23 protein-coding genes and 1 other annotated feature are annotated in these 25,707 nt (G+C 47.6%); of the genes, 19 read left to right on the top strand and 4 right to left on the bottom strand.

The features are described 5' to 3' along the window. The first annotated feature begins 93 nt into the window (after positions 1 to 93). Positions 94 to 1,083: a phosphotransferase gene (locus V1499_RS15565; RefSeq protein WP_409270789.1), complete on the top strand. Its 990-nt coding sequence runs from the start codon at positions 94 to 96 to the stop codon at positions 1,081 to 1,083. Positions 1,084 to 1,331: 248 nt separating this feature from the next. Beyond that, positions 1,332 to 1,874, top strand: coding sequence for a BofC C-terminal domain-containing protein (locus V1499_RS15560; protein ID WP_409270788.1), 543 nt, complete (start codon positions 1,332 to 1,334; stop codon positions 1,872 to 1,874). Positions 1,875 to 1,975: 101 nt separating this feature from the next. Here the strand turns inward: V1499_RS15560 and V1499_RS15555 are convergent, their stop codons facing one another. Continuing rightward, the gene (locus V1499_RS15555; protein ID WP_409270787.1) at positions 1,976 to 2,497 is read right to left on the bottom strand and encodes an endonuclease; all 522 of its coding nucleotides are present in this window, start codon (positions 2,495 to 2,497) and stop codon (positions 1,976 to 1,978) included. A 132-nt stretch (positions 2,498 to 2,629) separates the two neighbouring features. Here V1499_RS15555 and ruvA point away from each other — a divergent pair, with 132 nt between their 5' ends. The 6 genes from ruvA (at position 2,630) to yajC (ending at position 7,080) form a co-directional block, all read left to right on the top strand. After that, positions 2,630 to 3,241: a Holliday junction branch migration protein RuvA gene (gene ruvA / locus V1499_RS15550; protein ID WP_409270786.1), complete on the top strand. Its 612-nt coding sequence runs from the start codon at positions 2,630 to 2,632 to the stop codon at positions 3,239 to 3,241. Between the two features lie 10 nt (positions 3,242 to 3,251). Beyond that, entirely contained in the window at positions 3,252 to 4,253 is a 1,002-nt protein-coding gene (gene ruvB / locus V1499_RS15545; RefSeq protein ID WP_409270785.1) for a Holliday junction branch migration DNA helicase RuvB, read from the top strand. Further along, on the top strand, positions 4,250 to 4,456 hold the full coding sequence (locus V1499_RS15540) for a DUF2905 domain-containing protein (protein ID WP_316571881.1): 207 nt from the start codon (positions 4,250 to 4,252) through the stop codon (positions 4,454 to 4,456). The genes ruvB and V1499_RS15540 overlap by 4 nt, the downstream gene beginning before the upstream one ends. Before the next feature lie 40 nt (positions 4,457 to 4,496). Further along, positions 4,497 to 5,525, top strand: coding sequence for a tRNA preQ1(34) S-adenosylmethionine ribosyltransferase-isomerase QueA (queA, locus tag V1499_RS15535; RefSeq protein WP_409270784.1), 1,029 nt, complete (start codon positions 4,497 to 4,499; stop codon positions 5,523 to 5,525). Positions 5,526 to 5,625: 100 nt separating this feature from the next. Further along, positions 5,626 to 6,765, top strand: a complete 1,140-nt coding sequence (gene tgt, locus V1499_RS15530) for a tRNA guanosine(34) transglycosylase Tgt (RefSeq protein WP_316571883.1) — start codon at positions 5,626 to 5,628, stop codon at positions 6,763 to 6,765. 30 nt (positions 6,766 to 6,795) lie between these two features. Further along, positions 6,796 to 7,080 carry a preprotein translocase subunit YajC gene (yajC, locus tag V1499_RS15525; RefSeq protein ID WP_409270783.1) on the top strand — a complete coding sequence of 95 codons (285 nt, stop codon included), beginning with the start codon at positions 6,796 to 6,798 and terminating at the stop codon, positions 7,078 to 7,080. Positions 7,081 to 7,138: 58 nt separating this feature from the next. On the opposite strand, the gene V1499_RS15520 is transcribed toward yajC, so the two are convergent. After that, positions 7,139 to 7,534 carry a TIGR04086 family membrane protein gene (locus V1499_RS15520; RefSeq protein WP_409270782.1) on the bottom strand — a complete coding sequence of 132 codons (396 nt, stop codon included), beginning with the start codon at positions 7,532 to 7,534 and terminating at the stop codon, positions 7,139 to 7,141. A gap of 165 nt (positions 7,535 to 7,699) precedes the next feature. Here V1499_RS15520 and V1499_RS15515 point away from each other — a divergent pair, with 165 nt between their 5' ends. Continuing rightward, entirely contained in the window at positions 7,700 to 8,365 is a 666-nt protein-coding gene (locus V1499_RS15515) for a DUF421 domain-containing protein (protein ID WP_409270781.1), read from the top strand. A gap of 72 nt (positions 8,366 to 8,437) precedes the next feature. On the opposite strand, the gene spoVB is transcribed toward V1499_RS15515, so the two are convergent. Continuing rightward, the gene (gene spoVB / locus V1499_RS15510; protein ID WP_409270780.1) at positions 8,438 to 9,997 is read right to left on the bottom strand and encodes a stage V sporulation protein B; all 1,560 of its coding nucleotides are present in this window, start codon (positions 9,995 to 9,997) and stop codon (positions 8,438 to 8,440) included. A 78-nt stretch (positions 9,998 to 10,075) separates the two neighbouring features. On the opposite strand from spoVB, the gene V1499_RS15505 reads away from it, so the two are divergent. The 7 genes from V1499_RS15505 (at position 10,076) to dtd (ending at position 19,787) form a co-directional block, all read left to right on the top strand. Next, complete coding sequence (locus tag V1499_RS15505) at positions 10,076 to 10,411, top strand: post-transcriptional regulator (protein ID WP_409270779.1); 336 nt, start codon at positions 10,076 to 10,078, stop codon at positions 10,409 to 10,411. Between the two features lie 188 nt (positions 10,412 to 10,599). Beyond that, positions 10,600 to 12,861, top strand: a complete 2,262-nt coding sequence (gene secDF, locus V1499_RS15500) for a protein translocase subunit SecDF (RefSeq protein ID WP_409270778.1) — start codon at positions 10,600 to 10,602, stop codon at positions 12,859 to 12,861. Positions 12,862 to 12,965: 104 nt separating this feature from the next. Next, positions 12,966 to 13,274 (top strand): hypothetical protein, encoded by a 309-nt coding sequence (locus V1499_RS15495; RefSeq protein WP_409270777.1) that lies wholly within the window; start codon positions 12,966 to 12,968, stop codon positions 13,272 to 13,274. Positions 13,275 to 13,964: 690 nt separating this feature from the next. Then, positions 13,965 to 16,331 carry a single-stranded-DNA-specific exonuclease RecJ gene (recJ, locus tag V1499_RS15490; protein WP_409270776.1) on the top strand — a complete coding sequence of 789 codons (2,367 nt, stop codon included), beginning with the start codon at positions 13,965 to 13,967 and terminating at the stop codon, positions 16,329 to 16,331. After that, positions 16,322 to 16,834 (top strand): adenine phosphoribosyltransferase, encoded by a 513-nt coding sequence (locus V1499_RS15485; RefSeq protein ID WP_409270775.1) that lies wholly within the window; start codon positions 16,322 to 16,324, stop codon positions 16,832 to 16,834. Before recJ ends, V1499_RS15485 begins: the two co-directional genes overlap by 10 nt. Before the next feature lie 299 nt (positions 16,835 to 17,133). Continuing rightward, a complete protein-coding gene (locus V1499_RS15480) occupies positions 17,134 to 19,332 on the top strand; it encodes a RelA/SpoT family protein (RefSeq protein WP_409270774.1) in 2,199 nt (732 codons plus the stop codon). An 11-nt stretch (positions 19,333 to 19,343) separates the two neighbouring features. Then, positions 19,344 to 19,787 (top strand): D-aminoacyl-tRNA deacylase, encoded by a 444-nt coding sequence (gene dtd, locus V1499_RS15475; RefSeq protein ID WP_409270773.1) that lies wholly within the window; start codon positions 19,344 to 19,346, stop codon positions 19,785 to 19,787. A 308-nt stretch (positions 19,788 to 20,095) separates the two neighbouring features. Here the strand turns inward: dtd and V1499_RS15470 are convergent, their stop codons facing one another. Continuing rightward, on the bottom strand, positions 20,096 to 21,829 hold the full coding sequence (locus tag V1499_RS15470; RefSeq protein WP_409270772.1) for an SH3 domain-containing protein: 1,734 nt from the start codon (positions 21,827 to 21,829) through the stop codon (positions 20,096 to 20,098). 172 nt (positions 21,830 to 22,001) lie between these two features. Here V1499_RS15470 and V1499_RS15465 point away from each other — a divergent pair, with 172 nt between their 5' ends. From V1499_RS15465 to aspS, 3 genes are all read left to right on the top strand, one after another. After that, positions 22,002 to 22,178, top strand: a complete 177-nt coding sequence (locus V1499_RS15465; protein ID WP_409270771.1) for a hypothetical protein — start codon at positions 22,002 to 22,004, stop codon at positions 22,176 to 22,178. A gap of 81 nt (positions 22,179 to 22,259) precedes the next feature. After that, positions 22,260 to 22,491, top strand: a binding site (T-box leader). A gap of 95 nt (positions 22,492 to 22,586) precedes the next feature. Continuing rightward, positions 22,587 to 23,858 (top strand): histidine--tRNA ligase, encoded by a 1,272-nt coding sequence (hisS, locus tag V1499_RS15460; protein WP_409270770.1) that lies wholly within the window; start codon positions 22,587 to 22,589, stop codon positions 23,856 to 23,858. 12 nt (positions 23,859 to 23,870) lie between these two features. After that, positions 23,871 to 25,646: an aspartate--tRNA ligase gene (aspS, locus tag V1499_RS15455; RefSeq protein WP_409270769.1), complete on the top strand. Its 1,776-nt coding sequence runs from the start codon at positions 23,871 to 23,873 to the stop codon at positions 25,644 to 25,646. Positions 25,647 to 25,707: the final 61 nt, after the last annotated feature.

The following is a 25,707-nucleotide window of genomic DNA, read 5'->3' as shown; positions in this document are numbered from 1 at the left end:
GGATTTTCGCCCCGCCGCTGCCATTTGCCCAGCGGCCGTTCATGAACCCATATGGAATCGGTCCATCGGGCCCGGGACAATTTGGATTCGCCGATGAAAGCAAGGATTAGAGGGAGAGGACCGCAGGGAGACGATGAATTAACAAATCGTCTCCTCTCTTATTTAAAATCTTTTCCGGGGACTGTAAGAGAAATCATACAACTACGGCCAACCATCTTTTATGTACACACTTCGGCAGGCGAGTTTATCGTAAAAGGCTACTCTTCATTCAACCGCCTCATCCTGTTGGAGAATTTCACTGAATTATTGAAAAGGCATGGCTTCCGTGACACTTATACGTATTTTCGTCTAGGGAGAAAAGGCCCGTTTTATGCGAATGGCCTGTATTTTGGGTTTATTGATTACATTCGCCCTCATCCAAAGGCATTTACTTTTCAAACGGAGGAAGACCGGTCAGAAGGCTTGAAGGTTTTGAAAAAATTTCACAATGTTACCGAACAAATAGCCGGGGCTTACCGCTTATCAATCCCTCTTGCGAAACAAATAAGTAAATGGGAGGATCGCCTGGCCCGGTTTGCCGCGAACACGCCGGTTATATCGGGGGTTCTCGGAGGAGAAATTTGCGATGAAATACTCAGTTGGGCGGATTGGGGGCTTAAAGGGATGAAGAGGAGAAAGGGGTTATTTTCAGAAGGGCCCCAGGCAATCCTCCACGGCGATGTCGCCCATCATAATTTCCTTAGGTCACGGAATGGCAGGGTGAATCTCATCGATTTTGACTTGATTTCCATTGGCCCTCCAATCCTTGATTACCTTCAGTATGCGAACCGGATCCTACCTTTCATTGGATGGTCATTCGGTACACTTTCAGCTTATGAAGGAATCAAGGACTTTTTAAAGGAGGAAGCTTTCCTGCATGCCCTTGTGTATCCGACGGATATTTTACGGGAATGGAATAGGATCATAAAAGGGGAAAGTTTACCCGACTCCATGAAAGTCAGCCATGTAAAAGAAATGACGATGCACAGGTTTTACGACAGGCGGAATTTTGTAAAAACAATCCGCGCTATGATAAAAAGGTAAATCCAACTTTCGGGGCAAGGCGTTCGCTTTGCCCTATTTTAAGAGGTCAAACCGGGAGAAAAAGAGGACAGGCAGGCACACAAAACGGTGATTTACTTTTTGCCATTCCCCCTTGCTAAAAGCTACTCTCCTAACAGCAGAATCACAGATTGAGGATTTCATTTTATGAAAGGATAAACAGCCGAAATCGGGAAATGCTATAAACGAAATTACCACTAAGATTTAAAGACCAGGAAGAGGTGGGCGAAATGAAGCGAAAACCAGCTTTAACGGTGGCTGTATTCTTCATCATTCTGTTGGGGGGGCTCATTTGCCCGGAAATTAAAGCGTTTGCGGTTGAAGAGACCATTAGGAATGCAGGCGAACAGCATGAACCTCTTCGCTTAAAGGTTACTCTTGAAAAAGTGTATGTTGACAGGGAAGTAAGCCAGGAGCAATTCATAGAAACAGCGGCATCCTGGGAAGAGTTCTGGGAAAAGTATAAAGGATGGTCCGTGGTCGATGTAGGCAAGGATTCCGTCGTGTTAAGGAGCCAGGTGGAGGACATTTCCCCTTTGCTGAAGGCAAATGGCTATTTCGGGCTGAGCGGGGAAGGGGTATTGGCCATCTTTAACGGCAGGCCGCCTTATTCGCAAATCATCCAGTCCTTTTTCCAAATTGATGTTGAGAAGCTAGAGAGCAGGAAACAGGCTGAACTGAGAAAAGGCATCCCAATCAAGACGAAGGATAGATATGTGGAAGTGCTTGAAAGCTTCAAGCCCTATTCGACATCTGAAACAGGGCATGAATAATGAGGATTGCCATTCAGGAGCAGATTCATACAGGTACAACCGTTCAGAAATAAAAGAAGGACCAGGCTGGAATGTTCAGCCCGGTCCTTCTGTTTTGTAAATTACTGTTCAATGCCTGTGATTACATATTGGCCGTCTTTGAGTTCAACGGTATAGGTAACGCCTTCTTTTGTTTTAACTGTGCCTTTGTTTGCATCGCCTTCAATTGTTACATCATCCAATGTTGTTCCAGTAATCGAATTTGCAAAGAATGGGTCTGCTTTTACGATAATCTGGTCTTTATCAGTCTTTTCTCCTGTCGCATAATGTTCGGAGATTTGTTTTGCGATATCTTCGCTATAATACTTGGCCAAAAAAGTCTCTGCAGCAGCTTCGTCCGCAAATGTAGCGTTAAGGATTGGAGTTTCTCCATCTTCAGCTGTGTCATGTGCGTAAACAGTGTCAACCTTGTTTTCAGCCAAGCGGACAGCATTGTACATTTTTGCTTTAACCTGGTCAGTAAGCTCTGACTTGTTTTCTTCTTTGTTTGTATCCTCTGCGCCTTTCGAGCTATCCTTGTCGGAACAGCCCACAATCACGAAAGCCAGAGTGAAAACAGCCAGCAATGCCAACAATTTTTTCATTTTGTAACCCCCAAGATGATATTTAAACCTTTCTCATTATAAGGAACAACCCGAATTGAATCAACCATTTTGTTCAATTTCTTAAAAAGAGTATGGTAGAATGGAGTACAGCAAGTAAGAGGAGAGAGAATATTGTTTGATTTTATTAGCGGGAAGTTGGAATACGTCGGTCCTGAATACATAGTCATTGAAAATTCCGGGATAGGCTGGCAGATCGCCACTCCGAATCCGTTTGCCTATGCCGGCAAAACAGGTACCAGCGTGACTGTTTATGTATACCACTATGTACGCCAGGATGTAATGGGGTTATTCGGTTTTTCATCACGGGAGGAAAAGACCCTTTTTACAAAGCTGTTAAGCGTTTCTGGAATCGGGCCAAAAGGCGCGCTAGCCATCCTGGCCTTTGGGGAACCGGTCCAGGTAGTCCAGGCGATTGAGAATGAGGATGAAGCATTTCTCGTAAAATTTCCCGGCGTAGGGAAAAAGACAGCGAGGCAAATGATCCTTGACTTAAAAGGAAAGCTTCAGCATATCACGCCGAACCTGTTCCCAGACCTTTTCAATCCGGAGGCGGGGAAACCTGTTCCTGGCTCTGGATCGTGGGAGTTTGAAGAAGCGGTTCTCGCGCTTAAGGCGCTTGGCTATAGCGAACGGGAAATAAACAGGATATCACCTGAATTGAAGAAAGAAAATCTTTCAACAGACCAATACATTAAAAAAGCATTGCAAAGGCTTATGAAGTAGGGTGATCGATATGGATGAAAGAGTTGTTTCAAGCGAAGCCGACAACCAGGATACTATCTTTGAAACAAGCCTGAGGCCACAAAGACTATCCCAGTATATTGGGCAGGATAAGGTCAAGGCCAATCTTGAAGTGTTTATCCGCGCGGCACGGATGCGAGGGGAAACGCTCGACCACGTCCTCCTGTACGGCCCTCCCGGACTTGGAAAGACGACCTTAGCTGCGATTATTGCCAATGAAATGGGGGTAAACCTAAGAACAACCTCCGGGCCGGCGATTGAGCGGCCTGGTGACCTCGCAGCTATCCTTACGGCGCTTGAACCTGGAGATGTTCTGTTTATTGATGAGATTCACAGGCTCCCAAGGGCGATCGAAGAAGTTCTTTATCCTGCTATGGAGGATTTTTGCCTTGATATCGTCATTGGAAAAGGGCCCGAAGCCCGGTCGATCCGCCTTGACTTGCCTCCATTTACGCTTGTTGGCGCGACGACGAAAGCCGGATCGATTTCGGCTCCGCTCCGTGATCGATTTGGTGTTTTGGCGCGTCTCGAGTATTATAGGGAAGAACAATTGAAAGAAATAGTGGAACGGACCGCTGAAATCCTGAATACGTCCATTTCCGGACCGGCTGCATCCGAAATCGCGAGAAGGTCCCGTGGGACGCCAAGGATTGCCAACAGGCTGCTCCGCCGGGTACGTGATTTTGCGCAAGTAAAGGGTAACGGGGACATTGACCTACCTATGGCGGTTGAGGCGCTCGAACTGCTCCAGGTTGACAGGCTCGGCCTTGACCACATCGACCATAAGCTTTTGAGCGGGATCATTGAAAAGTTCCGGGGAGGGCCCGTCGGCCTTGATACGATCGCAGCGACGATAGGCGAGGAGTCTGACACGATTGAAGATGTTTACGAGCCTTACCTGCTGCAAATTGGATTCCTTCAGCGGACGCCGAGGGGCCGGGTCGTAACGGACCTTGTTTATCGCCATTTCCACTTGGATGTGCCGAAAAAGTGACCGGACTATCAAAAATGCTGATGGCAATTGGCGCGATTATTTTTGTGATTGGCCTGTTGATGCCGATTTTGAAGCTTGGGCGGCTGCCGGGTGATATTTTGATTAAAAAGGGGAATACTACCTTTTATTTCCCGGTTGTCACGTCCATTGTGCTCAGCATTGTGTTATCGCTCATTTTTTATATTGCCGGCAGGTTCAGGTAAGCTGGCCTGCCCGTTATTTTAAGATGTTAGGGTGTCATGAATGAAAGTGGATATATTTGATTTTCACCTGCCAGAGGAACTTATCGCGCAAACCCCTCTTGAAAGCAGGTCGGATAGCAGGCTGATGGTGCTTGATAAAAAAAACGGCGGCATCAAACATGAAATCTTCAAAAACATTAAGGAATATTTGCGTAAGGGTGATTGCCTCGTCCTTAATGATACGAAAGTGCTACCGGCAAGGTTGTATGGAGCGAAAAAGGATACAGGCGCAAAGATTGAAATCCTCCTTTTGAAGCAGCTTGATGGCGATGCGTGGGAGACGCTCGCAAAGCCTGCGAAAAGGATTAAAGTCGGCACCGAAATTGATTTTGGGGACGGGCTGCTGACGGCGGTTTGCACCGGGGAGTCAGAGCATGGAGGCCGGGTACTTGAATTCAAGTACAAAGGAATCTTTTACGAGCTGCTTGAGCAGCTAGGTGAAATGCCGCTTCCTCCATATATCAAAGAACAACTTGACGACAAGGATCGTTACCAGACCGTTTTCGCGAAGGAGCGCGGGTCAGCGGCCGCGCCGACTGCCGGGCTCCATTTCACCGAGGAACTTCTTGATGAAATAAGGGGAATGGAGGTCAATATCGCGTTTATTACCCTTCATGTTGGACTTGGTACATTCAGGCCGGTCAGTGTGGACGATGTCCAGGAACATGATATGCATTCGGAGTTTTACATCGTATCCGAAGGCACGGCAAAGCTCCTGAATGAAACGAAGCAAAATGGCCGCAGGATTATTACGGTCGGAACCACCTCCACAAGGACGCTTGAAACGGTGGCGTCCGCGCACAATGGCCAATTTGCCGCCTCAAGCGGTTGGACGGACATTTTTATCTATCCGGGCTACGAGTTCAAGGCGATTGACGGAATGATCACCAACTTCCACTTACCGAAATCAACCTTGATCATGCTTGTAAGCGCGCTTGCCGGCAGGGAAAACATCCTGCATGCCTATGAAACGGCAGTCAGGGAGCGTTACCGGTTCTTCAGCTTTGGCGACGCAATGCTGATTATTTAACCATTTTGTCTCAGAGTTTTGCCTTCTTTTCAAATCATCCAAACCTCCGGAGGGTTGGCGGTGGTGATGGGGCATTTCCCTGTGGAAGGAGAAGTTTGCTTTGGCTGCAATTACATACGAGTTAATAAAAACATGCAAACAAACCGGCGCGAGGCTTGGAAGGGTCCATACTCCGCACGGAAGCTTTGAAACCCCTATTTTTATGCCAGTGGGCACGCTGGCGACAGTGAAAACGATGTCCCCCGAGGAATTGAAGGAAATGGGGGCAAAAATCATCCTGAGCAATACGTACCATCTCTGGCTGCGCCCTGGTCATGAGATTGTCCGTGAAGCGGGCGGCCTCCATAAATTCATGAACTGGGACAGGGCAATCCTGACCGATTCCGGCGGCTTCCAGGTGTTCTCCTTAAGTGAATTCCGGAAGATTGAGGAAGAAGGGGTCCATTTCAGGAATCATTTAAATGGGGATAAACTGTTTCTATCTCCGGAAAAGGCGATGGAAATCCAAAACGCTCTTGGCTCGGACATTATGATGGCCTTTGATGAATGCCCGCCGTTTCCGGCAACCCACGAATACATGAAAAAATCGGTTGAGCGGACCTCACGATGGGCCGAGCGCTGCCTGAACGCGCACAAGCGGCCTGAGGACCAGGGATTGTTCGGGATTGTCCAAGGGGGAGAGTTTGAAGACCTCCGCAAGCAAAGTGCGAGCGACCTCGTAAGTATGGATTTTCCAGGTTACGCGATTGGCGGGCTGTCCGTCGGCGAACCGAAGGATGTCATGAACCGTGTCCTGGAATTTACAACCCCGCTTCTTCCATCGAATAAACCAAGGTACCTGATGGGAGTCGGCTCCCCAGATTCCTTGATTGATGGGGCGATTAGGGGAGTGGATATGTTCGACTGCGTGCTTCCGACACGGATTGCCAGGAACGGGACACTTATGACAAGCAATGGAAGGCTTGTCGTCAAGAACGCCAAATTTGCCCGCGATTTCGGGCCAATTGATGAGAATTGCAGCTGCTATACATGCCGCAATTACAGCAGGGCATATATCCGCCATTTGATCCGATGTGACGAAACATTCGGAATTCGACTTACATCTTATCATAACCTGCATTTTCTGATAGAATTAATGGAGCAAGTCAGACAGGCAATCAGGGAAGACCGTCTGGGGGACTTCAGGGAAGAATATTTTGAGCGTTACGGCTTCAATAAACCGGATGCGAAAAATTTCTAAATAGATGTTATCGAAAGGAGGGAAACACATATGGCAGGAGGAGGATTACTCGGTACAGTAGGGCCATTGATTTTAATGTTCGTCCTATTTTATTTTCTCTTGATCCGTCCACAGCAAAAACGCCAAAAGGCAGTCCAGCAAATGCAAAGCGAACTTAAAAAAGGGGACCGCGTCGTAACGATTGGCGGCCTTCACGGGTTTGTTGATTCATTGGATGAGGACAAGGTTGTCATCCGTTGCGGGGATGGAAGCAGGCTTACATACGATCGGGCGGCAATCCGTGATGTTGTCGCTTCGGAAACATCAAACAGCTAATACAAAAAGGCATGCTCCGGTTCGGGAGAATGCCTTTTTGCATTTTTTGGCGAAACAATCAAGAAGCCGTCCTTTTTGGGGACGCAATGTTCACCCCGAGGATACCGCCCATCATTGCAATCAGGATATAACAAACATGGTAAACAATTTGTTCCCAGTCAAAAAGCTTGTCATATCCCAAATACTGAAACAAAAATACAATTACTGAATAAATGAGCCCTGTCATCCCGCCCAGCAGCCAACCTCTTTCGCCGGCTTTTCCTCCAGCGAGGAACCCCCCGCCGAACAGGCCTATAAACGACATAGCCGTAATGATGTACTCGAGCGACAGTTCACGAACAGATGTGAACCTTAAGATTAACGAAAAGATCAGCGAGCTGACCACCGCAACCACGAAAATGAAGATCAGCCCATAGACGATTCCTCTTCCGATGCCCCTGTTCTCGATTTTCACCCTCCCCTTTCGCCCCAGCAGCAAGGGCCAAGTCTTTGCCTAGTACAAGCATATTCAGAACGGAAAAGAATTAGACTCCAAATTTGTCCCGTGTGGTAAAAAGTACCGTACTTTTTTTTGCCATAGTGAAAAGAATAAGAGTATCGAAAACCAGGAGGCGTCTAAATGGCTCATCATTGGGAGATTCTGTTCAGGACTATCCTTATATATTTCCTTATTATTGTCACATTTCGCTTGATGGGCAAAAGGGAAGTAGGGGAGCTTAGCGTCTTTGATTTAGTCGTGACCATCATGCTTGCCGAACTGTCTTCAATGGCAATAGAGAATACAAGTGACCACCTCATCCATACACTTATCCCAGTTATTTCGATCGTCTCCATGCAGATTCTTTTTTCTTTTCTATCCCTAAAAAGTAAAAGATTCAGGGATTTACTTGATGGAAGGCCATCGATTATCATCAACAGGGGCACAATTGATGAAAAAACGATGAAAAAGCAACGTTATAATTTCGATGATCTGCTCGTCCAGCTAAGGGAAAAGAACATCAGGAATATTTCCGATGTTGAATTCGCAATTCTTGAGCCGTCCGGAAAGCTTTCTGTTTTTACAAAAGAGTCGCCAGGGAAAAAAAAGAAAAGTTCTCAGGGTGATATTACAATGCCTTTGATAATAGATGGGATAATTCAGGAGGAGAACCTCCGAAGAATTAACAAAACGAGCTTTTGGCTCAGGCAGGAATTAAAAAAACAGGGCGCTCCGGAAATCAGGAAAATATCCTTTTGCAGCTATGACCAGGGTGAATTTTATATAGACAAGCAGGATAAAAGCTAGGGCTGGCGCCAGGGATATTTGGACGCCAGCCTTTTTTTGAAGAAATTGGGCGCTCTATACACAAAGGTTCGGTTAGAACGATAACCTTGAAAGGAACGGGCCGATGTACGGAATCCGTTTCAGTTCAGCTGGGCGTACCAGCTTCAGTAAGACGGCCAGGATGATATAAAGTACCCCCATGGATACTGCCGAGAGGAATACGCGGGACAAAAGAGCCGTGCCCGCTGTAAGATTTACATAAATGAAATGGCCGGCATATCCCGAAATCCCGATCGCCAAAAATCCCTTGAAATAGTCCAATAAATAAAAAGAGAATGAAATCTTTTTTAAAACGGTCGCGAAATGGAGCAGGGTGACGAGTACAAAACTGCTGATGATCCCTAGTGCGGCTCCGTTGATCCCAAAGGATGGCTGGGATGCGAGAACGAAAATGACGGCTGTTTTGACTACCGCTCCGATTAGGCTGTTAATCATTGCAGCTTTCGCCAAATTCAATGCCTGGAGGGCAGCCTGAAGCGGTCCCTGATAATAATAAAATAAAAAGAATGGTGCCATCAGCTTGATGAACTGGGCGCCATTTTTCGATCCGTACATCAGCATCATAAGCGGCTCGGCCAAAACATACAGCACGGCAACCGATATGCCCCCTGTTAAAAATGCAAACCGGAGGGACTGCTGGAGCCGATATTCAATCAATTTGCCGTCGTTCTTTGAATTGGCTTCGCTAATGGCCGGAACGAGCGAGGTCGCGAGCGAGTAGGTGATAAACGATGGCAAAAGGAGCAACGGCATCGCAAAACCGGTAAGCGCGCCATACTGTTTCGTCGCCAAGGTTGCGGCAACTCCGGCAAGCCCAAGGCTGTGAGAGACAACAATCGGTTCGAAAAACCAGGAAACTGAACCAATCAGCCTGCTTCCTGTAGTAGGGACGGCAACATTCATCAGTTCCTTGAATGGCTTTTTTCCTTCACGGACAAATTTAAAGAAATCTTTTCGGAGGCGGAATTTCTTCTTCAGCTTAAAAGCCGCCATTAAATAAAGGAGCGAAACAACTTCGCCAATGACTGCCGAAAGCATGGCTCCGGCTGCTGCATATTCAATCCCATATGGAAGGAACGCCTTGGTCATGACTGCAATGAGCGCGATCCTGAAAAATTGCTCAAGGATTTGCGAGTAGGCGGCAGGCTTCATGTTTTGGCGCCCCTGAAAATAGCCGCGCAAAACGGATGAAACGGCAATGACCGGTACGACCGGGGCAATCGCAATGAGCGGGTAGTACGTCCTGTTGTCCGTAAACAGCGTCTCGGACAGCCAGGGAGCCAGCAGGATAAGGGCGGGAGTGAAAATCACGGACAGCGTAAGGGTTGTGGCAAGGGAGACAACGAGTATTTTTTTTATTTTCCCATATTCCCCCCGGGCCTCGGCTTCTGCGATGTTTTTCGAAATCGCAACAGGAAGGCCGAATTGGGTGATTGTGATGACCAGGACAAGGGATGGATAGGCCATCATATACAGCCCGACTCCTTCCTCGCCGATAAAACGGGCGATCGCAATCCTGTTGATGAAGCCAAGCACCCTCGTTATAAAGCCTGCCAAAAGCAGGATGGCTGTCCCTTTTAAAAACTTAGACATTCGTTTCCCACCTTCTCAAAATAGTGGATATCATATACAATTAACTATATGCAACGAGGTGGACAAGAAGACACGTGGATGGATGAAAAAGAAGACAAACAGCTGCAGGAGGGCCAAATGGAAAACGGGCATGTTTACGATCATTACCGGGTAACACTCGCTCCTGTCCTTGAGAGCAAGCTGGATGAATTCCGGTTGCTCGGGAACGATTCAATCAGCGAAGAGGAGCTTTGGAGGTATCTCGTCAAGAAGAAATGGAAAAAGGACAAGGGGGAAAAGCTTTTCCATCAGGTTGTCCAGGATATTCTTACGGTGAAAATGAGTGACTTCATCAGTTTTGCAACGATTGAAACGTATAAAGAATCGCCCTTTTCCCTTGATAATGAAGAAGAGTGGAAAGAGTTGCTGAAATAACCTGTGACGGCGGCTTCGCTATCATTGCGGGGCCCTCATGCGTTTTTTTTGGCCGAACGCCTAAGCTGGTATTTATGCATTTTGCCAATTTTAGCAAATTGACAGGATATTGCCGATAATTCATAATGAGAATATTGGTTAAAAGTAGCAAATGGTATTGTGCATGGAATTGAAGGAGGAACTACTGAATGGTTAAGCGCAACAGGATTGTGGCCTTTATACTTGTTATCGCCTTGGTTGGGGGTCTTATAGGCGCCACATCACTAAACATCTTGAAAGATATTAAACTCGGCCTCGATTTGCAGGGCGGATTTGAAATCCTTTACGAGGTTAAGCCTGCAAAGAAAGGGCAGAAGATTGATAAAAAGGCTCTTACTGATACAGCCGAAGCTTTGGACAGGCGTGTCAATGCCCTTGGGGTTAGCGAGCCGAATATTCAGATAGAAGGCCAAGACCGGATCAGGGTCCAGCTTGCTGGTGTAACAGACCAGGCAAAAGCTAGGGAACTACTATCAACAGAAGCAAACCTGACCTTCAGGGATGCCGATGACAAAATTATGATGGATGGTTCCGACCTTGCCGAAGGCGGCGCCAAGCAAACATTTGATGAAAACGGGAAGCCGAGCGTTTCCCTGAAGCTAAAAAGCGCGGACAAATTCCGTAAAGTAACCGAGTCGATTGTCAACAAGGCTCCGGATAACTATCTCGTTATTTGGCTTGATTTTGAAGAAGGTGATTCCTTCAGGAAGGAAGTGGGGAAGCCGGATCCAAAATTCATTTCGGCCCCTACAGTTTCGAACATCTTTAATCAAAATACAGTTTCAATCGTCGGCCAGTTCACGCCTGAAGAAGCTCAAACTCTCGCAAGCCTGTTGAACGCGGGCGCGCTGCCAGTTAAGCTGAACGAAATTTACTCGACATCGGTTGGCGCGAAATTCGGGGAGCAGGCTATGGATAAAACCGTATTCGCCGGTGTTATCGGCGTACTGGCCATCTTCCTGTTCATGATCGCGTATTACCGTTTTCCAGGGTTTATCGCGACCATTACTCTTACGATTTATATGTACTTGACTGTTCTTGTCTTTGATTGGCTGAATGTCGTCCTGACGCTTCCTGGTGTCGCAGCCCTCATCCTCGGTGTCGGGATGGCGGTTGATGCGAACATCATCACCTATGAACGGATCAAGGAAGAAATCAAGGTCGGCAAATCAATCAAGGCTGCTTTCAAGGCGGGGAATGAAAACTCGTTCTCGGCCATTACGGATGCAAACCTGACAACCCTCCTTGCCGCCGCGGTCTTGTTCTTCTATGGGACAAGCTCGGTCAAAGGATTCGCGACAGGCTTGATCATTGGTATCCTGGGAAGCTTTTTCACAAACGTTTATTTATCAAGATGGCTGCTCGGCCTTTGGGTCAATAGCGGCTTCCTGAATAAAAAGCCGGGCTGGTTCGGCGTGAAAAAGAGCGAGATTTTCAGCCTTGACCAAAACGTCGATACGCTTGATCTTCCAACGAAATTCGACCGTTTCGATTTCGTAAAAAACAGAAGGGCCTTTTTCATCGCATCGGGTGCCATAACTGTGATTGGGATTATTATCCTCCTAATCTTTAGGCTTAACCTTGGCATCGATTTTACGAGCGGAACCAGGGTAGACATTCTATCGGATAAACCACTTACTACGGAAAAAGTGGCCTCCGAACTGAAAAAAGCTGGATTTGAAACTGATGATATCGTTATTTCCGGTGACAAAAAGAATATTGGTGTAGCACGGTTTAAAAAGGACTTCACAAAAGATGAGGTTACAAAGCTGAAAACGGAAATGCATAAGGTGTTTGGTGAAGACCCGACTGTAAACAGTGTTTCGCCTACTGTCGGCAAGGAGCTGGCGAAAAATGCCATGTACGCCCTGTTGATTGCTTGCTTGGGTCTGATTCTGTTCGTTGCCTTTCGTTTCGAACTGCCGATGGGTGTTTCGGCGATTATCGGCTTACTTTTTGCAGCCTTCTTCATCTTCCCGCTCTTTAGCATTATCCGCTGGGAAGTGGATATTACGTTTATTGCCGCGGTTCTTACCGTTGTTGGTTACGCGATTAATGATACGATTGTTACCTTTGACCGGATGCGCGAGAATATGCAGAAGAGGCGCCGCCTGAAAACATCCCAGGAAATTACCGACGTCGTCAATACGAGCATTAGGCAGACGCTCGGCCGTTCAGTCAATACTGTTTTGATGGTCGCGCTGACCGTTGTGGCGCTACTGATTTTCGGAAGCGAATCAATCCGGAGCTTCTCCCTCGCCTTGCTGGTAGGTTTGATCGTCGGAACCTATTCGTCGATTTTCATTGCCGCCCAGATTTGGGTAGAGTGGAAAAATAGAGAACTGAAGAAAAAAGGCGTCCTGATCACGTACAAGGAAAAGAAAAAATATTCTGATCAGCCGCAGGTATAATAGTATTAGAAGCCGCAGGGGGACCTGCGGCTTTTTACGTCCTGGATTGTTGTTTAGCTTTCGAATAAAACCGTTTGAGTGACATTGTCAGGGTGAAATCGCGAATGGAAGTCACTCAAATCCCCTTGAGTGACATTGTCCGGGGGAAATCCGGAAAGGAAGTCACTCAAATCGCGTTGAGTGACATTGTTTGGGCAAAATCCGGAATGGAAGTCACTCAAATCCCGTTGAGTGACATTGTTTGGGGAAAATCCGGAAAGGAAGTCACTCAAATCCCGTTGAGTGACATTTTAAGGGTAAAATCCGAAAAGGAAGTCACTCAAATCCCGTTGAGTGACATTGTAAGGGGAAATTCGAGAAAGGAAGTCACTCAAATCCTGTTGAGTGACATAGTAAGGGTAAAATCCAATTAAGTTGTCAAAAAGTTTGTTTGCGTGACATTAAATTGTCATATACAGGCTTGGAAGTTACTTAATAAAAAGTTCAGCACGAGCAAATTAGAAGAAATTCAATTTGGCTGTTTCGCAAGCGTAAATTGAGATGCCCACCCTATCGTGGATAAACTATTGTAAGGGATCAAATTGGCCTGCTATTACCATAGATTACTTCAGAGATTACTACAGGATAATTAATAAAGTAGGCAGCTGGTGAAAATTTTACTCCAAAAATTATCCGGGTTGGCCATGTCCTTTTACGCATCAAAAGCCTATATAAAGGGTGAGTGATGGATTGGAGCATTGATAAAACAATCCGGAAGGAGCCAGGTTTCTGACAGCTTTCCAGATTTTCAGGTAGAACGAGTCAGAAGATACCCTGGCTTCTGACAGGTAAAGATTATTAAATAAAACGAATCATAAGATGCGCTAGCAACGGTTCCGTTTTTTATGTATAACAGTTTCCAAGTCATCGGCCAGGTTCCCTAGTTTCAGGTAAAAGAAAAGCTCTACACATATGTCCGCTTACATAATTTATTAAAAAAAGAGACCCGATAAGCCTTTGGGGATAATCCGGTCTACATGGTGAAGAATGCCAATTGCTGTATCTTTTCTTGTTGTGAAGATATTCCCGGTCCTGTATAATGGAAAAGTTGAGGGGTGAACGTTTTGCTGAATTCAAGAACGAGATGGATTGTCCGCGAATCCAACGAAAGCACTGCAAATAAATTAGCGGCGGAGTTAAATATATCTCACCTTGTTTCCTCAATGCTTGTTAACCGGGGGCTGGATACTGTTGAAGCCGCGCGGCCTTTTTTATTTGGCGGGGAAAAATTTCATGACCCGTTCCTGCTGAAGGGAATGGATCTGGCGGTCTCGCGAATCAAAAGGGCGATTGACAGCCAGGAGCCGGTTTTGATATATGGCGATTATGATGCCGATGGCGTTAGCAGCACCACGGTCTTAATGATTACGTTACAAGAGTTGGGCGCGAACGTCGGCTATTACATACCTGACAGGTTTACAGAAGGATACGGACCGAATGAAGCTGCCTTCAGGAAAGCGGCGGAAAATGGAGTTAAGCTAATTATCACAGTGGATACTGGTATTTCCGGCGTCCATGAAGCGGAAGTTGCCAGGGAACTTGGTGTCGATTTAATTATTACGGATCATCACGAACCAGGGCCCGTTCTTCCGGATGCGCTTGCCATCATCCATCCAAAACTACCGGACAGCATTTACCCGTTCAGGGACCTTGCTGGTGTCGGCGTTGCTTTCAAGCTCGCTCATGCCCTGTACGGCCAGGTACCGGATCATCTGCTTGAAATCGCCGCTATCGGTACCATTGCCGACCTTGTTTCCCTGAAAGGGGAAAACAGGCTGATTGCCAAAGCGGGAATTGACAGGCTCAAGGTAACCGAAAACATCGGAATCAAGGCAATCTTAAAATGCGCCGGGGTTAATCCGTCGGCAATAAACGAAGAAACAATCGGTTTTACACTTGCTCCAAGAATCAATGCTGTCGGCAGGCTCGAGCATGCGAGCATGGCCGTTAAACTGCTGTTGACGGAAGATAGAACGGAAGCGGATGTGCTTGCTCAGGAAATGGACGGGCTTAATCGGGAACGGCAGGCAATTGTCCAGGAAATTACGGAAGAAGCAATCCTCCAGGTCGATCGTGACTTTCCGCCTGATGAGAATAAAGTGCTTGTTGTCGGTAAGGAAGGCTGGAATGCGGGGGTTATTGGAATTGTCGCGTCCAGGCTTGTCGAAAAGTATTACAGGCCTGTAATTGTCCTTAGTTATGATATAGAAAAAGGCCTTGCGAAAGGTTCTGCAAGGAGCATTCCCGGTTTTGACCTCTTCAAAAACTTGTCGGAATGCAGGGATATCCTTCCTCATTTCGGTGGACACCCGATGGCAGCCGGAATGACATTGAAACTTGAAGACGTCGATGGCTTGCGCTTTCGGCTAAACGAACTAGCGGCGGGACAGATGAGAGACGAAGACTTCATCCCTGTGATGCAGCTTGATGCGGAAATTTCAATTTCAGAGGTGAATCTCTCAGTCCTTGAGGAGGTGCTTTTGCTCGCACCGTTTGGGATGGACAACCCTAAACCAAAAATTTCGATTGAGGACGTATCTATCTCCACACTTCGAAGGATTGGGAGCGACAGTAGCCATTTAAAGATGACATTGTCGAACGGGGAAGCTTCGCTTGACGGCATCGGATTTGGGCTCGGGCCGTTGGCGGACCACATTTCTCCTTCTTCAAAAATTGCCGTCGCGGGGGAGCTGTCCATTAATGAATGGAACAATATCCGAAAGCCCCAGCTAATGCTTCAAGACCTTGCCATCAGGAACTGGCAACTGTTTGATTATAGGGGTGCAAGGACTATTTCCGCTATAAACGGAAAGCTTCCGGATGGTAAAAAAACGTTTATCGTTTTTCATGAGGAAAATCTGGCGGAGGTTGAAAAGCAGCTGGGAGGAAACGACATTCTCCATATCCGGACAGTTGAAGAAGCCAGCGCAGCCAGGATAAACGGTGAAAGCATCGTCTTTGTTGACCTACCGCCTTCGAAGGAGGTTATCGCTGACCTGCTGGACGGTAAAATGCCCGCAAGGATTTACGCGGTATTTTACCAAGAAACAAGCGATTTTTTCAGCACAATGCCGAATAGGGATCATTTCAAATGGTACTACGCCTTCCTGCTGAAAAACTCCCCGTTTGATATCGGCCGTTATGGCAGCCAGCTTGCTAGGAAAAAAGGCTGGACAAAAGAGACGATTGATTTTATGTCCGAGGTGTTTTTTGAGCTGGAGTTTGTTACAATAAAAAATGGATTGATTTCCGTTTTAAAGCCAACATCAAAGCGTGATCTGACCGAGTCGGTTGCGTACCAAAAGAAGCATGCACATTTCGCTCTTGAAAGGGATTTGCTCTACTCATCCTATGAGCAGCTTAGGAGTTGGTTCTCCGAAATCCTGGCGGAGCCCGTTGAAAATGAGGAGGCACTAAAGGAATGGATTTAAAACAATTTGTCACCATCGTACCCGATTGGCCAAAACCCGGCATTAATTTTAAGGACATCACCACCCTGATGGATAATGGGGAAGCTTATAAATATGCGACAGACCAGATTGTTGAATATGCCCGTGAAAAGAAGATTGACCTTGTTGTCGGCCCGGAAGCACGCGGCTTCATTATCGGATGCCCGGTTGCCTATTCGCTTGAAGTTGGGTTCGCGCCTGTAAGGAAAGAAGGCAAGCTCCCGCGTGAGACAATCAAAATGAGCTATGGCCTTGAGTATGGGAAGGACGTACTGACAATCCACAAGGACGCCATCAAACCAGGCCAGCGAGTCCTGATTACCGACGACCTGCTCGCCACTGGCGGTACGATTGAAGCAACGATCAAGCTGGTTGAAGAACTGGGCGGCGTCGTAGCGGGAATCGCATTCCTGATTGAACTGACATACCTGGAAGGCCGCAAGAAGCTAGAAGGATACGACTTATTGACATTGATGAAATTTTAAGGAAGGGGAGCACTCAAGCGGGTGCTCTCTTGATTTTATTGATTTAGATGGAAAAAATATCCGCCTTTATTAGTTGACATGAATATCCACTTTTACCCAGTGGAATGGGACGGGTTTACCGGCAAATTCTAGCTATAAAGGAAAAAACCCGTCCAATCCCTTTACATCTCTGCATTTTTTCTTGATAATAGTAACAATCATTAGAAATTATTCATAGAACTGTTCCAAAGGTGCCCCGCCGTACCGGGGATTCTTGAAAAAAATAAAATCTTTTTCCAATAAGAAACAAAGGTGATTTCATGGCGAACGATCAGGTGCTAACCGCCGAACAAGTCATCGACAAGACGAAGGCCTATTTGAACGAGGAGCATGTCGCGCTTGTAAGGAAAGCGTACGAGTATGCCGCCTGGGCCCATCGTGACCAAGTAAGGAAATCGGGTGAGCCGTACATTATCCATCCAATTCAGGTTGCTGGCATTCTTGCCGACCTTGAAATGGATCCGGCTACGGTCGCGGCGGGTTTCCTGCATGATGTCGTGGAGGATACAGTAGTATCGTTAAAGGACATCGAAACGGAGTTCAACGATGAAGTTGCTATGCTTGTTGATGGCGTGACAAAGCTGGGTAAAATTAAATATAAATCTCATGAGGAACAGCAGGCGGAGAACCACCGGAAAATGTTTGTTGCAATGGCCCAGGATATCCGGGTCATTTTAATAAAACTGGCGGACCGCCTCCACAATATGAGGACGCTGAAACATCTTCCTTTTGAAAAGCAGCAGCGGATAGCCAATGAAACATTGGAAATATTCGCTCCGCTCGCCCACAGGCTCGGAATTTCGAAGATTAAGTGGGAGCTTGAGGATACGGCGCTCAGGTATCTTAATCCACAGCAATACTACCGGATTGTCAACCTGATGAAGAAAAAGCGCGCCGAGCGGGAGCAATATCTTGATGATGTCATCGAGGAAGTAAAGGAGCGGGTGCGCGAGGTTTCTATCAAGGCGGAAATATCCGGCCGCCCGAAGCACATATACAGCATATACCGCAAGATGGCGTTGCAGAACAAGCAATTCAGCGAAATTTATGATTTGCTTGCCGTCCGGATTGTCGTCAATAGCATTAAGGACTGCTATGCGGTTCTCGGGATTATCCATACTTGCTGGAAGCCGATGCCTGGCCGGTTCAAAGACTACATTGCCATGCCGAAGCCGAATATGTACCAATCGCTTCACACAACGGTCATCGGCCCAAAAGGCGATCCGCTTGAAGTTCAGATCAGGACGAAAGAAATGCACCGGATCGCGGAGTTCGGGATTGCGGCCCACTGGGCGTACAAGGAGGGGACGAACCTCAAAGAAAGTTCTTCCTTTGACCAGAAGCTGACATGGTTCCGCAATATCCTCGAGTTCCAAAATGACACGGCCAATGCCGAGGAGTTCATGGAGTCGCTTAAAATTGACTTGTTTTCCGATATGGTCTTTATTTTCACTCCAAAAGGGGATGTCATTGAACTGCCATCCGGTTCAGTGCCGATTGATTTTGCCTACCGGATCCACTCCGAAATTGGAAACAAAACAATTGGCGCGAAAGTGAACGGCAAGATGGTCACGCTTGATTATAAGCTTAAGACCGGTGATATTATCGAAATTTTGACCTCCAAGCATTCCTATGGCCCGAGCCAGGATTGGCTAAAGCTTGCGCAGACTTCCCAGGCGAAAAACAAAATCCGCCAATTTTTCAAAAAGCAGCGGCGTGATGAAAATATCGACAAAGGCCGGGAACTGGTTGAAAAAGAAATCAAGGCGATGAATTTCGACCTCAAAGAAATCTTGACAGCCGATAATATTAAAAAGGTTGCCGAAAAATTCAACTTCATGAATGAAGATGATATGTTCGCCGCCGTCGGTTATAACGGGGTGACAGCACTCCAGGTGGCAAACCGGCTGACGGAAAAATGGCGGAAAAAGCGTGATCAGGAGCAGGAAGCGACAATCGACACCGCGTTGACCGATCTGAAAACCCAGCCGCAAGTTGTCAAAAAACGTGATTCCGGGGTCAGGGTTGCGGGGATAGACAACCTGCTGATCAGGCTGTCAAAATGCTGCAATCCGGTACCGGGTGATGAAATCATCGGCTTTATCACGAAAGGCCGAGGGGTTTCCGTCCACAGATCCGATTGCCCCAATATTGATGCGGCTGAAGTCCAGTCACGGCTCATTCCGGTAGAATGGGAGTCTTCATTCAACGACCGGAAGGAATACAATGTTGAAATTGAAATCAATGGCTATGACCGGCGCGGCCTCCTGAATGAGGTGCTGCAGGCCGTAAATGAAACGAAGACAAACATTACGGCCGTGTCGGGAAGATCCGACCGGAATAAAATGGCGACCATCAATATGTCGATAGCAATCCACAATGTTGCCCATTTGCATAAAGTCGTCGACAGAATCAAACAAATCCCCGATATTTACTCGGTCCGGAGGATTATGAACTAAGGAGTTTTATAATGAGAGCAGTTGTGCAACGAAGCAGGGAAGCAAGCGTAATGGTTGACGGCGAGACAGTCGGCGAAATTTCCAGCGGTCTAGTCGTCCTCCTGGGTGTGACCCATGACGATACAGAAAAGGATGCGGCGTTTTTGGCCGACAAGATTGCCAATCTGAGGATTTACGAGGATGAAAGCGGTAAGATGAACCTCTCCCTTCTGGACGTCGGCGGAGATATTCTTTCCGTCTCCCAGTTCACCCTCTACGGGGATTGCCGGAAAGGCCGCCGCCCAAATTTTATGGCTGCTGCAAAGCCTGAACTCGCCAACTCACTCTATGAGGCGTTCAATTCCTTCCTGCGCGAAAAAGGGATTAAAGTTGAGACTGGCCGTTTTGGGGCGATGATGGATGTCAGCCTCATCAATGACGGCCCAGTCACCCTCATCCTGGACAGCCAGGCATAAATATAGGACCACCCGCCATGTTGATTGGCGGGTGTTTTTATGTGGATCTGGGAAGGAACACCGTTTTACTCCTACGTCCCGGAAATAATTGATCGATATATTTATAAAATTAATCGATATAGCTTGAACTCCTTCATACTGTCCCACATTAAAAAAGTCATTTCCCCGATTATCGAATAAGGAATTCTTTTTTCCGAAAAAGTGGATCAATCTATGATAAAAAGAAAAAACCCCCTCATTTGCAGAGGGGGATTATCATAAACTCTCTCAAGTTGTGGAAGGTGATACCGTCCACTAAAATGTTTCGCTTATTTCTCTTTAAAATATCTCGCAAGGCCTTCAACAATGCCTGTAGAAGCGGCTTCCTGGAAGTGATTTGTAAGGACGGCCATTTCTTCTTCGGCATTACTCAAGTAGCCGAGTTCAATCAGCGCGGCTGCTTGCTTGTTTTCCCTGATAACATGATAATCTCCAAATCTAGCTCCCCGGCTATGCGACTTAGTGGCGCTAGCAGTTGACGACTGGAGAGTGGCTGCAAGTTCTTTTTGATAGGAATGGTAATAGTATGTCGTCATTCCCCTTACGCTTCGGTCATAGTTGGAATCATAATGGATGCTGATAAATGCATCGGCTCCATGATAATGGGCCGACCCCACCCTTGATGGCAGCGAGAGATATGTATCCCTGTCCCTTGTCATGATCACCTTTGCACCTTTTGCGGCAAGTTTATTGGAAACAAGAGCCGCGGTTTTCAAAGTAAGCCCTTTTTCGAACGTCCCTCTTACACCGGTCGTGCCATTGTCTATGCCTCCATGGCCAGGATCAATGACGATTACCTTGTTTTTCAGGTATGCCTCTCCGCCTGATTTGTTTATTTGCGGAGCGGTGCCTGATACCTCGACGATCCAGCCGGCGACATAACCTGACTGTCCGCCTTTTAGCTCGATTTCATACCAGGTGCCTGAAATGTTTTTGATCCTGAATTCCGCGCCTTTATTTGTCCGGGCGACAACTTTTGAATCGAGGGAAGGCTTTTGGCGGATGTTCGTGCCATCATAAAGGATGGCCGCCCAGCTTTCTTTTACCTCCTGTGGCGTTGGCTCGTTTCCTTCTGCTGACTTTTCAAGATACCAGCCGGCAACCCAGCCAATTTTGCCTGGTGAATACTCGATTTTTGCCCAGTTATTCGCTTCCTCCAGGATGATGAAGGTTTGCCCTTTTTTGACCGTAGAAATGATTCTGCCGTTTAGCGAGCCTTCGCTTCGCACACTTAATGCTGTAGCAGTGACAGTTCCCAAGACGCCTGAAGGCTTTTCGTCGGCCGGAGGCGCTTCTCCTGATTTGGATGAAAGGAATTCGGAGCTGACCCAGCCCTTTTTCCCTGAAAAAGAAATAAGTGCCCAGCCGTTCCCTTCCGAAATGACTTCCACTTTTGCGCCATTGGCCAATTTACCAATCAGCCCGCTTGTAAGTGAAGGTTCCTGTCGGACATTCAGAATGTTGGCGTTGACCGTTTTTTCCATAGAGAGCTCGTTTACGGCTTCCTTTGTTTGCTCCTTGGCGGGGCTTTCAGCTTTTACAGGCACCTGAAGGAACTGCGTGGAAACCCAGCCATCCCCGGACTTGCTTGCAATCTTTGTCCATTCGCCTGATTTTTCGAGTACTTCTGCTGCTTGTCCTTTGGAAAGGTAGCCGACAATGCCGTAGCCCGTTCCAGGGCCTTTTCTAATCCTCAAATTATCCACCGACGAGACAGCGGATGTGTCCACGCTATTCATCTTTAACAGCCAGTTCGCGGCCCAGCCTGTCCCTCCTGAAGGCAGTTGAAGCTGGACCCATTCGCCAGACTCGCCTAAAACCGTAAACCTGTCTCCTTTTTTAGCCGTGGCGACCACTTTATAACTGAGGCCCGGTCCGCTTCGGATATTGAGGCTGTCGACGGCTGCGGCGGCAGTTTGGCCGGCAGCGGCTTCCTTTAAGGGGAACAAGGTCCCGATTAGCAGTATGCAGCATGCAAGCAGTATGTAAATTCTCTTTTCCATTCGCAACCTCCTATCCTATTAATCTATTTTAGCCGAAAGTTTGGCCAATTTCATTCAGTTTCTCCTTTTTTGGAAAAATTATCTGTTGGGAAAATAATAGTCCCTTTTACTGAAACATTTTTTCGAAAGTGGGGAGACTAGTAAAAGCAATTTCGACTGGAGGGTGGATACGATGAGGTTCAGCGAAAAAGGGATGCAGGCAAATGCGGGAAGCAAGGCGATATTCGGGGTCGACTTTCACGACTTTCTTGAAAAAGAGCAGCATGCGGGCACAATTGAACTTGCCAGCGAATTCGGCCTGACGATCAGGGATGTCCGAAGGTTGAAAAAACATTTGGAACGTTCCTAATCCGGTATTGACATCTCATGATTGGCTCATTATTATAATAGGAAGCACAGGCTAAAAAGCCCGGCAGGCATGTACATAAATTGAAAACCGATGATGGAGCATAGTAGTTAAGCCATAGATCATGGCCAGAGAGGAATTGCCCCAGGCTGAAAGCAATTCCGCATGACGGTTTAACGAATGAACACTCCGTAGGTTTCTCCCTGAACTGACAGTAGGGGAGGACGTTGCAGGCGTTAACTGTAAAAGAGGGAGCCCCGCATTTTGGGCTTCAATTAGGGTGGCACCACGGGAATCCAAAACTCTCGTCCCTTGTTTAGAAATAAACAGGGGAGGGGAGTTTTTTATATTTTTACAGGTTTGGCGCACGAGTGAAGGAAAACTATACGGCACACAAAAGGAGGAAAACCTATGTCGATCAATATCCCAAGGGGAACACAGGATATTTTGCCTGGACAGGTTGAAACGTGGCAGTTGATTGAGGAAACGGCAAAAAGGCTTTGTAGGCTGTATCAATACGAGGAAATCAGGACGCCGATTTTCGAGCATACTGAACTATTCAGCCGCGGGGTGGGAGATTCAACCGACATCGTCCAGAAGGAAATGTATACATTCGAAGACAGGGGCGGGAGGAGCATTACGCTCAGGCCTGAAGGGACAGCGGCGGTTGTCCGTGCCTTTGTCGAAAAGAAGATGTTCGGCAATCCGGACCAGCCGGTGAAGCTTTATTATATGGGGCCGATGTTCCGCTATGAACGTCCACAGGCGGGCCGTTTCCGGCAGTTTGTCCAGTTTGGCGTCGAGGCGCTCGGAAGCAATGATCCCGCGATTGATGCGGAAGTGATTTCCCTGGCGATGAATCTGTATTGGGAGCTTGGCCTGAAAAAGCTGAAGCTTGTCCTGAACAGCCTTGGTGATGCCGAAAGCCGGAAAGCGCACAGGGACGCGCTTGTCAGCCATTTTAAGCCAAGGATTGGCGAATTTTGTGGCGACTGCCAGACCAGGCTAGAGAAAAATCCTCTGAGGATTCTTGATTGCAAAAAGGACCGCGACCATGAACTCATGAAAACAGCGCCTTCCATTATTGAGTACCTAAACGAGGGATCAAGGGATTATTTTGAAAAAGTCCGGGAGTATCTCAGCGAGCTTGGCATCCCGTTTGAGATTGACCCGAATCTTGTAAGGGGCTTGGATTACTACAATCATACAGCGTTTGAGATTATGAGCGAAGCCGAGGGCTTTGGCTCGATCACGACATTGTGCGGTGGCGGCCGCTATAACGGGCTGGCCGAAGAAATTGGCGGGCCGGAAACCCCGGGTATCGGATTTGCGTTCAGCATTGAACGATTTATCGCGGCGCTTGAAGCCGAGAAGGTTGCCCTTCCGGTTGAAAAGAAAATCGATTGCTACCTCGTTTCACTTGGAGACAGAGCGAAGGATTATACGGTCGGGCTGCTCCAGCAACTTCGCAACCAGGGAATTTCCGCGGAGCGCGATTATCTTGGCCGGAAGCTGAAGGCACAGTTCAAGGCAGCGGACAGGCTGAACGCCAGTTTTGTCGCTGTCCTTGGCGAAGACGAACTTGATAAAGGCGTAATCAATCTTAAGAATATGGGAACTGGTGAACAACAGGAAGTCGAACTTGCTTCCTTCGTTGAAAAATTCCGTGAACAGCAGGGCTAAGGAGGAAACAATATGTATGGCAGAAGTTATTTTTGCGGTGAAGTACCTGAATCAGCAGTTGGTGAAAAGGTATTTTTAAAAGGATGGGTCCAGAAGAGGCGCGACCTCGGAGGGCTGATCTTCATTGACCTGCGTGACCGGACAGGGATCGTCCAGGTTGTTTTCAATCCGGATTTATCCCAGGAGGCGCTTGCCACAGCCGAAAAAATCCGTAATGAATATGTCCTTGATATCCGCGGGACGGTTGTTGCGAGGGGCGAAGGGACGATCAACGAAAATATTCCTACAGGGAAAATTGAAATCCAGGCCGAGAGTGTGACGATTATTAATGAAGCGAAAACTCCTCCGTTCATCATTTCCGACCGGACTGATGCTTCAGAGGATGTACGCCTGAAATACCGGTATTTGGATTTCCGCCGCCCGGTAATCTTTGAAACGCTGAAAATGCGCCACAATGTTACGAAGGCGATCCGTGGCTTCCTCGATGGAGAGGGCTTCCTTGATATTGAAACACCGATTTTAACGAAGAGCACCCCGGAAGGAGCGCGTGACTATCTTGTCCCGAGCCGCGTCCATCCAGGCGAGTTTTACGCGCTTCCGCAGTCGCCACAGCTTTTCAAGCAGCTTTTGATGGTCGGTGGGGTCGAGCGGTATTACCAGATTGCCCGCTGTTTCCGGGATGAAGACCTTCGCGCGGACCGGCAGCCAGAATTCACGCAGATAGATATTGAAACAAGCTTCCTGAGCCAGGACGACATCATCGCGATGATGGAAAGAATGATGTCCAAGCTGATGAAGGAAGTAAAAGGAATCGACGTTCCTGCGGAATTCCCGCGGATGCGCTACGAGGAAGCGATGGCCCGTTTTGGTTCCGACAAGCCGGATACCCGCTTCGAAATGGAACTGAAAGACCTTTCCGAAGTTGTTGCCGGATGCGGCTTCAAAGTGTTCGCCGCTGCGGTTGAAAATGGCGGCCAGGTCAAGGCGCTAAATGTAAAAGGCGCGGCCGACAAGTATTCGCGGAAGGATATCGACGCACTGGGCGAGTTTGCCGCTGTTTACGGCGCCAAAGGGCTTGCCTGGCTGAAGGTTGAAGCCGACGGATTGAAAGGGCCAATCGCAAAATTCTTCTCTCCTGAAGAAGCCGAAGCAATCAGCGCTGTGGTGGAGGCAGAAACAGGTGACCTTGTCCTATTCGTAGCAGACAAAAAATCGGTCGTAGCCGATGCGCTAGGCGCGCTGAGGCTGAAACTTGGGAAAGATCTTGACTTGATCGACCAAAGCAAATTTAATTTCCTTTGGATTACCGAATGGCCGCTTCTCGAGTATTCTGAAGAGGATGGCCGGTACTATGCAGCCCACCATCCGTTTACGATGCCGTTCAGGGAGGACCTTGCCCTTCTTGATGAAGACCCGTCCAAAGTCCGCGCACAAGCGTACGACCTCGTATTGAACGGCTATGAGCTCGGTGGCGGATCGCTGCGTATTTTTGAAAGGGACATCCAGGAAAAAATGTTCCAAGTACTTGGCTTTACTCAAGAGGAAGCGAAGGAACAATTCGGGTTCCTGCTTGAAGCGTTCGAGTATGGAACGCCTCCGCATGGCGGAATCGCTCTTGGGCTTGACCGGCTTGTCATGCTGCTTGCTGGTAGCACAAATCTTCGCGATACGATTGCGTTCCCGAAAACAGCTTCAGCAAGCGACCTGCTGACGAACGCGCCTGGAGAAGTCAGCACAGCCCAGCTTGATGAGCTTCACTTAGCTTTAAAAACAACAAAAAACGAGTAGACGGAAGTTGGGAAAATTCTTCGTACCCTCCCTGAAAAAGGGGTTGGTGGAAGAAAATGGA

Source organism: Neobacillus oceani (assembly GCF_046237595.1).
GTDB lineage: Bacteria > Bacillota > Bacilli > Bacillales > Cytobacillaceae > Bacillus_D > Bacillus_D oceani.
Note: the sequence above shows the minus strand (reverse complement) of the source record. Positions and strands in the feature narration are given on the sequence as shown.